This is a genomic window from Bacillus cereus group sp. BfR-BA-01331, assembly GCF_022663915.1.
Lineage (GTDB): Bacteria > Bacillota > Bacilli > Bacillales > Bacillaceae_G > Bacillus_A > Bacillus_A mycoides.
In genome coordinates this window covers 249,882-263,102 of record NZ_JAKUGJ010000002.1, presented here as the reverse complement: position 1 = coordinate 263,102, position 13,221 = coordinate 249,882, and the positions used below count along the sequence as shown (strand labels likewise).

Genomic DNA, 13,221 nt, shown 5'->3' with positions numbered 1-13,221 from the left:
ATAAATGAAAGGTTAAGCCTATTTTTATAAGAGTTATAATGTAGGTTATGAAAAATATTTCTCAATAATAAAATGAAGAGAAATATATGAAGAAGTAGAATAGATTACTTAATAGTTTTAAATTAATTAATATGATTAACTATTAATTATATTAGATAGGAGAGAATATTATGGCAAATGTACTCGTAATAAATTTCCCTGGAGAAGGTCATATAAATCCGACTTTAGCTATTGTAAGTGAGTTAATTCGGCGAGGGGAGACAGTTGTTTCGTATTGTATTGAAGATTATAGAAAGAAGATTGAAGAAACAGGTGCAGAATTCCGAGTGTTTGAGAATTTCCTCTCTCAAATTAATATTATGGAGCGAGTAAATGAAGGTGGGAGTCCTTTGACGATGCTGTCTCATATGATTGAAGCATCAGAGCGTATTGTTACTCAAATTGTAGAAGAAACAAAAGGGGAAAAGTATGATTACTTGATATACGATAATCATTTTCCAGTAGGACGTATTATAGCCAATTTTTTAAAATTACCTAGCGTTTCTTCTTGTACAACGTTTGCTTTTAATCAGTACATTACTTTTAACGATGAACATGAATCAAGAAAAGTAGATGAAACGAATCCATTGTATCAATCTTGTTTAGCAGGAATGGAAAAATGGAATAGACAGTATGGAATGAAATGTAATAGTATGTATGATATTATGAACCATCCTGGTGATATTACTATTGTATATACTTCAAAGGAATATCAGCCGCGTTCAGATGTATTCGATGAATCGTATAAGTTTGTCGGCCCATCAATTGCTACGCGTAAAGAAGTAGGGCGCTTTCCTATGGAAGATTTAAAAGATAAAAAATTGATTTTCATTTCTATGGGAACAGTTTTTAATGAACAACCTGAGCTATATGAAAAATGTTTTGAAGCGTTTAAAGATGTAGAAGCGACAGTCATATTAGTTGTTGGTAAGAAGATAAATATAAGTCAATTTAAAAACATTCCGAATAACTTTAAGTTGTTTAATTATGTGCCGCAATTAGAAGTATTACAGCTTGCTGATGTATTCGTGACACACGGTGGTATGAATAGTTCAAGTGAAGCACTATATTACGGTGTCCCATTAGTTGTAATTCCGGTAACAGGAGATCAGCCTTTAGTTGCGAAGCGAGTGAGTGAAGTAGGAGCTGGAATAAGGCTTAATCGTAAAGAATTAACTTCTGAATCGTTACGTGAAGCTGTAGAGAAAGTAACGTATGATGTAACGTTTAAGGAAAATAGTCGTAAAGTTGGAGAGTCACTTCGAAATGCTGGTGGGTATAATAGGGCAGTTGATGAAATATTAAAAATGAAAATGAATTCATACTTAAAACTTAAATAAATGTTTGGAGCACACTTACTGTAATATGTAAGTGTGTTTTTATAAATAAATTACATAAAAAATCACTGTAAAGGTGAAACTTTTGTGTATATAAACTCATATCTTTGAATTAGTAGTAAAATTACGTTAAAATAATACTAAGAAAATACATAAGTTTTGGGGGTAATGAATGAAAAAATTATTTGAATACGTATTATTAACAATTGGCTCCATTATTGTAGCGGGTTCACTAGAGCTTATTTTAGCACCTAATGGATTAGTAGATGGTGGGGTAACGGCCATTGCTATTATGGCAAATAAAGTTGCTGGATTACCGCTTTACGGAGTGTTTTTAGGACTTAACATCCCGATTTTACTATTTACTGCAAAGGTAATGGGAAAGAAGTTTTTCATCCGTACATCCTATGCAAATGTTGTTACAACACTCGGATTGATTTATTTAAAACCATTTCCAGCAATTACGACTTCGGAATTATTAATTGTACTTTACGGAGGAGTTCTATTTGGAGTTGGTGTTGGGATCGTTGTAAAAATGGGCGGAGCAATTGATGGATCAGAAATGTTAGCTGTTTGGATGAACAAGCATTTTAAAGTACCAATTAGTACATTTTTACTTGCTGTAAATGCGGTTATTTTTGTATTTGTTGCTATTTTATTTTCAATTGAGCAAGCGATGTTCTCATTAGCAATTTTCTATATTGTTACGAAAATGATTGATTTCATATTAGATGGTATTAATCAAGGAAAGAGCGTTATGATTATTTCTGGGAAAAATAAAGAAATAGGCGATTTGCTTATGAAAGAATTGCAATTATCCGTTACGTATCTACATGGAGAAGGTGGTTTTTTAGGAGAGCACAAGAAAATCATTTATTGTATTACAAACCGTTTCATTTATCCAAAAATGAAAGATCTCGTTCTCTCTGTAGATCCAACCGCTATAATTGAAGCTTCCTATTCAACAGAAACAACTGGTGTTAAGCGTCCAGGAAGGACTGCTCGATCAGGAGACGTATCAGAAAAATAGTGTGTAAAATAACTCCACATAAGTATAACTTATGTGGAGTTATTTTACTAAAGGAACCAGGCTTCCTTTAGTAATTTGACTACAATTTCGATACTATCTTCGGGAATGCTGCCGAAACCGAGTAGTACATATGACGCCTCCCTTAAATTATGTACAGAATCATATGTAGAGAGTGGGTATAATTTGATTTGTTGTTTTGCAGCAGTATGAATCAGTTCTTGTTCGTTCATACCATTATGAACATGAAGTACGATATGCAGTCCAGACTGTTCGCCAAGTATTTGAACACGAGATCCCATTTCATTTTTGATAGATTTAACTAGTAATGTGTGCTTTCTTTTATATAACGTACGACTACGGTTCAAATGGCGCTCCCAATCACCATTGTGAATAAAGGTTGCAAAAGCGAGTTGCTGTATTGTGGAAACAGTTTGTTTAAACTTACCTTCCAGCTCTGTATAGATTTTTAATAGGTGAGTTGGTAAAACGATATACCCCATTCGCAAAGAAGGTAAGAAGGATTTCGAGAAAGTTCCCATATAAATAACGCGTTCATTTGAATCTAGTCCTTGTAAAGAGGGAATAGGTTTTCCTACATAACGAAATTCTCCGTCATAATCATCTTCAATAATATATCCTCCGCAATCATTGGCCCATTTTAATAATTCGAGCCTTCTAGATAATGGCATAATCATTCCAAGAGGAAATTGGTGTGATGGAGTGACGTATGCTACATTGGAACGTGATTCAAGTAAAGTTGAAATACGAATCCCTTTATCGTCTAATGAAATAGGGTGAACAGGAAGACCAGAACTTTGAATCATGGCAGTTATACGGTGAAATCCAGGGTTTTCGATTCCGTATTCTTTTTTTGAACCAAGCAGTTGAAGTAGTAGCCAAAGAAGAGGCTGCGTACCGGCTCCGATAATAATTTGATCAGGTGAAGAATGTACCCCGCGTGCATGGTATAAATATTTTGAAATATGCTCTCGTAGAACGAACTCACCTTGAGGATCTTCTTTAGCAAATAATTCATTTTCATACTGGAATAAAGTTTCTTGTAATGCTCTTTTCCAGTTTGTAATTGGAAAAGCTTTTTGATCAATAAGACCTTGGCTACAATCATAGTCATATTGTTCATTTTTAATATTGTTAGCGCTGTTTGACGCAACGTGTTGTTTATTTTGAATGACATCAATATCAACTTCCACAACAAAAATCCCGCGTTTCGGTTTACTTTCTACATAACCTTCAGCTAGTAATTGTTGATAAGCAGATTCAACAGTAATACGACTAACATTAAGTTGTATCGCTAAATTTCTATGAGAAGGAAGGCGTGTACCGGCAGGTAGTAATCCCTGAGAAATTTCTCGTTTCATATATTCGTAAATTTGTAAGTAAATTGGTGTTTTACTTTCTAATTGTAATGGGATAGTAAGATCCATTTTAAGAATTCTCCTTTAAAAACTGGCCATATAAAAAATAATCGAACTGTCACTTAAGTTAAGGGCAGTTACTTTTTATAATGATGATATAACATTTAGAAAATTTAATAAATAGCAAGGGGAGAATTATAATGAATATTAGAGAAGTAGTAACAGAAGCTGATTTACATGATGTATTCCCTGTATTACAGCAATTACGAACAAAAATTTCAAGAGAAGAAGCAAGTTCTTTATTTCAAAAAATGAAAGAAGAAAATTATAAACTACTTTCGTTACAGAATGAAGATGATGAAGTTGTTTGTCTTGCTGGTGTAGCAATTTGTACGAACTTTTATAATGAGAAACATGTTTTCGTATATGACCTTGTAACTGCGGAAGCTCACAGATCGAAAGGATATGGTAAAGTTCTTCTGTCATATGTAGAAAAATGGGGGAGAGAAAAAGGGTGCAGTTCTATCGTTCTTACATCAGCGTTTCCAAGAGTTGATGCCCATCGTTTTTATGAAAGAGAAGGCTATGATAAGGTAAGTTATTCTTTTTATAAAGAGTTATAATATTAAGTAGGTTCCGTGTGTAAAAATATATGGAACCTATTTTCTTTTACAGATTTGAGCTAGGAACAGGTCTAGTAATATAATTTGTCGAATATTAGAAATTAACAAGGCGATATTGTATTTAGAGAATGTTAGGAGCGTTTATACTTGGAAAAAATAAAGAAATTATCTATACCAAATGATGTAAGAGTCATCATTATTTCTGATATTCATGGAGAATTAGATCTTTTTAAGGAACTACTACATAAAGTTAATTTTAAAGATGATGATTATTTAATTATAAATGGCGACCTTTGTGAGAAGGGGAACGATAGCATCGGCGTAGTAAACTACGTCATGGATTTAGTAGTTAGCAAGCCAAATGTTTATGTAGTTGAAGGGAATTGTGAAGTTGTAGTTGAAGCGCTTGTAAATGAAAATCCTGCGCTAATAAATTATTTATGTACGCGAAAAAATACAATTTTTAATGAATGGCTAGGGAAATTGAACATTACAGTTAATGAAGAAAGTGATATTCGTGAAGTGAAAAACATATTGATGAGCCATTTTTCAAAAGAAATAAAGTGGCTAACAGAATTGCCGACAGCGATTGAAACAGAAGATTATATCGTTGTACATGCTGGTCTTGAAGATAGAGAGAATTGGAGACAAACAGACAGGAAAAATGCAATTGCAATGCCAGAGTTTTTTAATAAGTCACATAGAGCGGATAAGTACGTAATTGTTGGACATTGGCCTGTTGTGAACTATTCCGAAGAGGCGCCGTCTAACAATCCAGTTATTGATAAGGAGAAAAAAATTATTGCGATTGATGGTGGTAATGCGATTAAAGAAGCAGGGCAATTAAACGCATTTATTATACAGAGGACAACTTTAGGTGATACGTTTTCTTATACATATGTAGATCATTTTCCACAGTATGAGGTATTGGCCGATTTTAATGCGAATCCAGTAATGCAGGGCGGGGTTACATATCCGCATTATTACATAAAGCCTGTGGAGAGAATGAAAGGTTTTACCGTATGTAAACAACTAGGAACAAATGAATTACTTCATGTGAAAAACGAGTATATAAAGCAACTTGAATCAGGTGAGTATACAGTGAAAACGGATATTTCTTGTGCGCAAATCAGTATTAGAAAAGGGGATACAGTTTCTTTAATTGATGATAGCTGCATGGGATATGATTTAATTAAAAAAGATGGTGTAGAAGGCTGGATTGAGAAAGGAATTCTACTTGAGGTAGAAAAGAAGGGGAATACAATATTTAGCTAAAATAGGAGGGGTATAACCTCCTATTTTTTATTAACTATGCTACGAGTTCGTACTTCATCTAATTTTTTCCGAAGTTCCGTTTCTAGATTAAACTCGAAAAAATTGGCTAATTTACATAAATAATTCGTATTTTATAACAAAATTATACAATATAGAGTAGAGTTTTGTTTTGATTTTTCTGAAAAAATATTATAATTGTATATGAAATAAAGAGGAATGTAGGAGGAAATTATGCAAAACGTTATATTAAAGGGGAACAAAGTTACAATTCGTACAATAGAAGAATCAGATATAAAAACATTCTGGAATCTCGTATTTAAAGAAGAGAATCCAGAATGGAAGAAATGGGATGCGCCATATTTCCCTTTCTCAATGCAAGAATACCCATCTTATAAAGAGAAGATGCAAGCTCGTTTAAAAGAAGAACCACTGTCAAATTTAATTATAGAAAATAACGGCCAAATTATAGGGACAGTCGGATTTTATTGGGAGCATAAACCGACGCGTTGGTTAGAAATGGGAATCGTAATTTATGACCCAGCATACTGGAATGGTGGATATGGTACAGAAGCATTAACATTATATAGGGACTTACTATTTGAAAATATGGAGATTGGTAGAGTAGGGCTTACAACTTGGTCTGGCAATGAAAGAATGATGAAAGTAGCAGAAAAAATAGGAATGAGCTTAGAAGGAAGAATGCGAAAATGCCGATATTATAACGGGACATACTATGATTCTATTCGAATGGGAATGATTCGTGAAGAATGGGAAGCGCTACGTGTAACAAAGGGGTGAGGAAGCATGTACGCTATCATTGCTACATTTGATTGTGTGTTTACTAATAAAGTTAGAGAATTGCAAAATGAATTAACGAATATAATTGAAACAAATGAACTAGCCGGAGTAGAACCACATATAACATTGGCTGATTATAAGGAGTTAGATGTTAATTTATATACGAAGAGATTAGAGGAGTTTGTAGCTTTTCAAGAGAACATCTCCACTGTAACTTTTCCTTCTGTTGGAACTTTTCCTACTAACGGAACTATCTTTCTAGCACCGACCATTACCGATGAATTATTAAGACTTCATCATTCTTATCATGATTATTTCAAAACTTTTCATGATAATTCGAATTCATATTACGTGCCAGGAAAATGGGTTCCGCATTGCACGATTTCTAATGGGTTAAATTCAAATCAATTTTTAAGTGTAATGGAATATATATATGGAAAATTTGATGTTACAATAGCTTCGATTGAGAAGTTAAAATTAATTAAGGTAAATTATGAAAATGGTTTTGCCATTTCTTCTAGTATATTAGCAGAATATAATTTAATGAGAATGGAGACATCGAGATGACATATGTAATTAGAGAAATGAAGCAAGAAGATATTCATGCTGTACAAAACGTAGCAAAAATAGCTTGGCATGATACTTACGAAGGAATTATTCCGAGAGAGATTCAAGATAGTTTTTTAGAGGAAGCATATTCTGATGAAAAAATGAAATATCGTCTTAAAAATACACATTTATTCGTTGCAGAAGAAGAGGGAGAAGTAATTGGATTTGCGAATTTTTCACCTGTTAGACTGCAAAATGAAGCAGAATTAGGTGCGATTTATTTGTTACCAGATCAGCAAGGAAAAGGGATAGGAAGTGCTTTATTACAAAAAGGAATTTCAGCATTAAACGGAATTCGAAAAATGTACATTCATGTAGAAGCAGCAAACGAAAAAGGAAAGCGCTTTTATGAAGCGAAGGGTTTTGCCGAATTAGAGCAATTTGAAGAAGATTTTGAAGGACATTTGATGCAGACAATAAGGATGGTTTTATACATATAGGGAGGAGCAGGAATAAAAATATTTGACTTTAGCGAAAAAATGGGAAAGCACATATCAGTATTTCAATCTAATTTCATAATGTCGAAAATATTAAACTATCAAGGGAATATACATATCGGCGCTATGCATTTACAAGAGAATGGAATTATCGGATATCATGAAGCAGTTGTGTCGCAGCTGCTTCTTATTGTGGATGGTGAAGGATATGTATGCGGGGCAGATAAAGAAAAAGTGAAGGTAGAAGCTGGACAAGCTGTGTTTTGGGAGAAGGGTGAGTTACATGAAACAAGTACGGAAAAAGGATTGATGGCAATTGTAATTGAGTCAGACGGTCTTGAAAATGGTATTTCAATGATGATTAGAGGGCAGGAGTGAGAAAGGAATGATTACAAAAGCGAATGAGAAAGAAACGGAAAAAATATTACATTATGCAGCTCAATCACTTTTCGAAGGAACGAGAGGGAATTGTCAACTAAGTACGGAAAAAGCGATTGAAATTACAAAACCTTTAGTAGAAAAAGGGGCATATTATATAGTTACAAAGGAAGAAAATAAAGTAGTGGGATGGATACTAATAGGAGAAAATGTGGACTATTTCTCTCGTAAAAAACTCGGCTTTATTTATGAATTGTATGTTTTTTCAGAGTATCGCGGGAGAGGATTATCACGAAAACTAATGAAAGCTGGGATTAAGGAACTACAAGAAAAGTATTCAGAAATTCGCTTGAATGTATTTAGAGGGAACTTTGCAAAAGAAATGTACGAAGATTTTGGCTTCGTTGAAAGACAAGTAATCATGACGTTGAAGTGAGAAAACGATTTTAAGTGGGCGAAGAAACAAGAAAAAGAAAATCAGTATGTAATTTGTAAAGGTTATATTCTGAATTTTGGGCAAAAAAAGTTTTCTTTTTATTATTAAATAGAGGTAGAAACGCTTAGCAGTCCTTTAAAAAAAACAGTAAATTTATATTATATAATATAATGTTATTATATTAAAAGAGAAATTTTGGAAAAATATCATATTTTTATTTAGAAATTTTTAAATTATTGATATAATCAATTTGTAGAATTGATTTTGGGTTAATTTTACTATTTTAAAATTTTAAGGGGGATTTAATAATGGCAGGACAAATTCGTATGTCACCAGAGGAGCTTAAATCAAAAGCGACTCGATATGGACAAGGTGCAAATCAAATTGAGGACATTTTACGTCAGTTACAAAACTTACAAAATGAATTAAGAGGAGAATGGGAAGGTCGTGCTTTCGAAGGTTTTGATCAACAGTTCAATCAATTAAAACCAAAAGTACAAAACTTCGCAGAGCTATTACAAGAAATTAATATGCAGCTTAATAAAACTGCAGAGGCTGTTGCTAGACACGACGAAGATCTTTCTCGTAATTTCGGTCTACAATAAAAACGGGCAAAAGAAATATATAATTTAGCCATGCAACTTTTGTTGTATGGCTAAATTGCTTTAAAACTAGAGTAAGATAAGGAGTCCTTAACTTAATAGACTCGCAGCCGCAGGAGTGATAAGTAGTGAAAAAGTTTAAGTGGAGCATCTTGTTGTTTATTATTTTAGCTCTTGTGCTATCAACAGGAGTCTCCTATTTAGCATTAAATCAAAATGTTAAGAAAGCTAATGAGAATAGCACGCCAAAAATGACAGTTGCATTAGTAAATGAAGATCAAGGAACTGTATTTGAAGGGAATAAAATAGCGTTTGGAGATCAATTTGTTAAAAATGTAAATAAAAATACGAAACAAGAATGGTACGTAGTTAGTCGCGGAGTAGCAGAAAATGGTTTGAAAAATAATAATTACAATATGATGATTGTAATACCTAATGATTTTTCTAGGAAAGCTGTTGCGATTGATTCAGAACTACCAGAGAAATTAACGTTAAACTACAAAGTAAATGCAACTGGGAATAAAGATTTGAAAGCTGAGGCTGAAAATACGGCGTCTACAATTTTAGAGGATTTCAATAAGCAAATCATCGACGTTTATTTTGCAAGTATTATCGGTAAGTTGCAAGGTGCACAAGATAATATAGGCAAAATAATTGAAAAAGGAAACGTTCAAACAACTATGTACAAAAAAGATGTACATAGTCCGTTGGCAAATTATACAAATCAATTTAAAACGGTACAAGACTATACAGGAATTTCTGTTAATAGTTTTAAAGGATTTCAGGATGTCTTAAAAGGGTTTGGTCAAACATTAGATGAAGGAAATAAATCTAATAATACTTATTTGGAAGGTTTTAATAACTTTCAAAAAATGCAATCTGATAATAATTTGTTAGCTAATAATTTTTCGAGTCAATTTAATCAATCTATGAGTGAGATGGGTGCAGGTGATGCTTTAAAGCAGTTAAGCTCACTGGAATCGGCAAATAAAATTATTGCAAATCAATTTATGCTTTCAGAGAAAGAACCAAATATTTTAGCTGATGCTTCAGCAATGCAAAAATATTTAACAGATGTAAAAAAACAAGTATCAGAATATGATACAGAACTTGCAGGAAAGTTAGAGAGTGACATTCAAGCAACGATAAATAAACGATTACAGAAGTCTCTTTCAAATGATGGACAACAAGAAGTATTTATAAATACGTTAATGAAACAACCAGATGTTCGAATCAAGCAACAAATCGAGAATGTAATTACAAAATTACCTAGTTTAAATATGGAAGAAATAGTTCAAAGTGATTTGCCAGATGAAACGAAATTACAACTGAAAAATGTAATTCAATTTACAAATAAATATAATAAAGAAAATAACTTTAATTATGATCCTGTAAATAAAATCTCTTTAGGAAATTCAATTAAAGAAGTAAAGAATAGTCTTTCTAAGGATGGAATTACATTTAGTGATACAGCGAACGTAATTAAAATGGAATCTTCACAAACCTTGAAGATAAATATTCCAGAAGAATTTGAACTATATGGAAATACAGGGGCTTTACATATTGATGATGTGGATCGTACAAGTGACTTTCTTCAAAGCGAAGCAGGAGAAATTACAATACCTCCTCGTAATGAAGGGGATATAAAGATTAATCTGCATGTGAAGTTAAAAAATCCAAACATCAATATAGATGTTTTCTCTCCTGTAATGTGGGACTGGAAATTGAGTGGGAATCATAAAAAAGAAACTAGTTCTGAAAAAGAAGAACCTAATAAAGAAGATAAAGGAACACAAACTGAAAACAGCAAGGTGGAAAATGTGGTTCATAAATCACAGTATGGCATTATACCGTTAGTACACAATGCTAAAAAACCTATTATCAAAAAAATGGAAAATACAACAGGGAATAACGGAGGAAGCCAAGAAGGTGGATCTGGAATAGGTAACGGAGGAAACCAAGAAGGTGGAACTGGGACAGGTAACGGAGGAAACCCAAACCCTGGAACAGGTAATGGAGGAAACCCAAACCCTGGAACAGGTAATGGAGGAAATCCAGATCCTGGAACAGGTAATGGAGGAAACCCAAACCCTGGAACAGGTAATGGAGGAAACCCAAACCCTGGAACAGGTAATGGAGGAAACCCAGACCCTGGAACAGGTAATGGAGGAAACCCAGACCCTGGAACAGGTAATGGAGGAAACCCAGACCCTGGAACAGGTAATGGAGGAAACCCAAACCCCGGAACAGGTAATGAAGGAAATCCAGACCCTGGAACAGGTAACGGAGGAAACCAAAATCAAGGTGGTAACTCAACGACTATTGAAAGTACGACGAATCAAGTTGTACATCAAAAATCAGAAGAATTAACAAAAAATATATCTAGTGTATTAATAAAAGAAGCAGTAGATACAGTTGAAAGTTATCAAGGTTTAATTAGTCTGTACGAAATGTATTATGGGATTGATTTAAGAACGAAAGATGTAGGTCCTAAGCTAGAAGAGGGAAGTTTAGATGCAATTGCAACTGAACAATCTTTGTACTACGTATTAAATAAACAAAGCTTAATTGATTTAATTTCAAATCTTGTTTCATCAAGTATTACGACAGAAGTAAAGCAAGATATGACAGGTTTAAAACAAAAAATAGATTCTTATCAACAATTCATTACTAGTGCGGATCAAAATTCAATGCTACTAGCGGAGAAATTAAATGTAACGACGCAGCAAGCAACTAGTATGAATGAAAATTTAGGAGAGTATTTAAAAGGTTTAGCGAAATGGCGTGAGAGTAGCTTAAAGCTAGTTGAAGAACAGCAAGTGCTAACAACAAATAATACTGGTGAGCAAACAGCTGTTTTATCGTTAGATTCTGGTATTAAATCATTAATGATGCAAAGTCAGTCATTGGTCGAGAGTTCGAAGCATAGTTTAACAACATCAGACGATGTATATAAAACATTTGATCAAATTAATGGACAAGCAAAAGAAATTCAAGACAGTGGAACGACAATTGTTTCAAAGGCTGATTCATTATTAAATGACTTTACAAAGAAAATGGACGATGATAAATCATTCTCCAAAAACTTTACTAAAATTTTGGCTAATAGCCGAATTGGTGATCGCCAAAATGAAATGTTATATCAATTTTTATCTAGTCCAGTTCAGAAACAAAATGATGGAGTCATTGTAGCTGGTAATGCTTTTACACCATATTTAATCGTATTAACTTGTTTTATTGTTGCGTTATTTACAGCATACGCAATTGCGAATCAAGAAAAGAAACGAACGCAATCAGATCATTTTGAAGAGAAGTTCTCATTAATTGATATGAATGTACCAACTACAGTAGTGGCATTCGGTATATCAATTGTGGAAGGAATTAGTATAGGTATCATTTCTGGACGTCTTTTACAGTTCGGTCAAGATCAAAGTTTATTATGGATTGCGTTTATCACAATCATTATGATGGCGTTTGTATTGGTCTCAACATACTTATTACGACAAATAAAAATGGTAGGGATGTTTATTCTATTAGTATTTTTAAGTATGTACCTATTTTTAACTGAAGCAGTTGGAAGTAAAGTAGATCAAATGTCGTCTGTTGGAAAGGTACGTCAGTTCTCACCACTTCAGTATATAGAAAGTTTTCTAAATGATTTTATTAGCGGTAAAGATACTGGAAAAGTTATTTTCATCGTGTTGTTTGTAATTGCCATTATCGGATTAGTTAGTAATCTATTTGTATGGCATAAGAAATGGGAGGAAAAAGAAGTAAATGATCAAACAATGGAGCATAGTGGCTAAGTTATCATTTCTCTCTATCCTTTTACTGTTTGTCGCGCTACCGATAAGGAGCGCGGCTGACAGTTATCTTGGTGATGATGGGAAGATTAAGTTTAAAGTGGATCGACTTGAAGAAAGCGACCAAGAAAAAAATAAAAAGGAACATAAGGAAACGGAATTAGATAAAGCATCGATTGAGTTATTTAATAAAGAAATAGAAGAAGAAATTCAGAAAAAGAAAAAGAAAGAACAAAAAGATATGGAAGCTTTACGAGATTCTCTTTTTATAAAACAAAAAGAAATAAATAGTGTTAAAGATACGAAAAATAGTTTGTTTAGCAGTGAATACGTTGTCAGAAAAAGTGCAGATGAAGTAGCGAGTAATGAAACAATGAATGAAAAGCCAATTAGTACAACAATAATAATATTATTTGGTGGTGGCATTGTACTTATTTGCATCGGTATTTATACAGTTCTTCGCAAAAGTTGGAGGTAA

At 33.2% G+C, this 13,221-nt stretch carries 13 protein-coding genes; 12 read left to right on the top strand and 1 reads right to left on the bottom strand.

Translation table 11 applies throughout. From position 1 onward, the window contains the following. Positions 1 to 170 precede the first annotated feature (170 nt). Together MR155_RS05540 and MR155_RS05535 are read left to right on the top strand one after the other, a co-directional pair. Complete coding sequence (locus tag MR155_RS05540; protein WP_219302089.1) at positions 171 to 1,379, top strand: macrolide family glycosyltransferase; 1,209 nt, start codon at positions 171 to 173, stop codon at positions 1,377 to 1,379. A gap of 169 nt (positions 1,380 to 1,548) precedes the next feature. After that, complete coding sequence (locus MR155_RS05535) at positions 1,549 to 2,406, top strand: YitT family protein (protein ID WP_060749812.1); 858 nt, start codon at positions 1,549 to 1,551, stop codon at positions 2,404 to 2,406. Positions 2,407 to 2,453: 47 nt separating this feature from the next. Here MR155_RS05535 and pdxR read toward each other — a convergent pair whose 3' ends face one another. Continuing rightward, positions 2,454 to 3,851 (bottom strand): MocR-like pyridoxine biosynthesis transcription factor PdxR, encoded by a 1,398-nt coding sequence (gene pdxR / locus MR155_RS05530; protein ID WP_219302090.1) that lies wholly within the window; start codon positions 3,849 to 3,851, stop codon positions 2,454 to 2,456. 131 nt (positions 3,852 to 3,982) lie between these two features. Here pdxR and MR155_RS05525 point away from each other — a divergent pair, with 131 nt between their 5' ends. The 10 genes from MR155_RS05525 to essA all read left to right on the top strand — a co-directional run bounded on the left by MR155_RS05525 (position 3,983) and on the right by essA (position 13,221). Then, positions 3,983 to 4,405: a GNAT family N-acetyltransferase gene (locus tag MR155_RS05525; RefSeq protein WP_113938543.1), complete on the top strand. Its 423-nt coding sequence runs from the start codon at positions 3,983 to 3,985 to the stop codon at positions 4,403 to 4,405. Positions 4,406 to 4,552: 147 nt separating this feature from the next. Further along, positions 4,553 to 5,680, top strand: a complete 1,128-nt coding sequence (locus tag MR155_RS05520; protein ID WP_242308597.1) for a metallophosphoesterase — start codon at positions 4,553 to 4,555, stop codon at positions 5,678 to 5,680. A gap of 231 nt (positions 5,681 to 5,911) precedes the next feature. Next, entirely contained in the window at positions 5,912 to 6,478 is a 567-nt protein-coding gene (locus MR155_RS05515; protein WP_242308595.1) for a GNAT family N-acetyltransferase, read from the top strand. A gap of 6 nt (positions 6,479 to 6,484) precedes the next feature. Beyond that, on the top strand, positions 6,485 to 7,045 hold the full coding sequence (locus MR155_RS05510; RefSeq protein WP_113938546.1) for a 2'-5' RNA ligase family protein: 561 nt from the start codon (positions 6,485 to 6,487) through the stop codon (positions 7,043 to 7,045). Continuing rightward, on the top strand, positions 7,042 to 7,527 hold the full coding sequence (locus MR155_RS05505; RefSeq protein ID WP_201051972.1) for a GNAT family N-acetyltransferase: 486 nt from the start codon (positions 7,042 to 7,044) through the stop codon (positions 7,525 to 7,527). Before MR155_RS05510 ends, MR155_RS05505 begins: the two co-directional genes overlap by 4 nt. A gap of 12 nt (positions 7,528 to 7,539) precedes the next feature. Further along, positions 7,540 to 7,902: a cupin domain-containing protein gene (locus MR155_RS05500; RefSeq protein ID WP_242308928.1), complete on the top strand. Its 363-nt coding sequence runs from the start codon at positions 7,540 to 7,542 to the stop codon at positions 7,900 to 7,902. Positions 7,903 to 7,909: 7 nt separating this feature from the next. Continuing rightward, positions 7,910 to 8,338, top strand: coding sequence for a GNAT family N-acetyltransferase (locus tag MR155_RS05495; protein ID WP_219302094.1), 429 nt, complete (start codon positions 7,910 to 7,912; stop codon positions 8,336 to 8,338). 308 nt (positions 8,339 to 8,646) lie between these two features. After that, on the top strand, positions 8,647 to 8,943 hold the full coding sequence (locus MR155_RS05490) for a WXG100 family type VII secretion target (RefSeq protein ID WP_000918598.1): 297 nt from the start codon (positions 8,647 to 8,649) through the stop codon (positions 8,941 to 8,943). Positions 8,944 to 9,068: 125 nt separating this feature from the next. Beyond that, entirely contained in the window at positions 9,069 to 12,746 is a 3,678-nt protein-coding gene (esaA, locus tag MR155_RS05485) for a type VII secretion protein EsaA (protein WP_242308594.1), read from the top strand. Next, complete coding sequence (essA, locus tag MR155_RS05480; protein ID WP_016102148.1) at positions 12,718 to 13,221, top strand: type VII secretion protein EssA; 504 nt, start codon at positions 12,718 to 12,720, stop codon at positions 13,219 to 13,221. Before esaA ends, essA begins: the two co-directional genes overlap by 29 nt.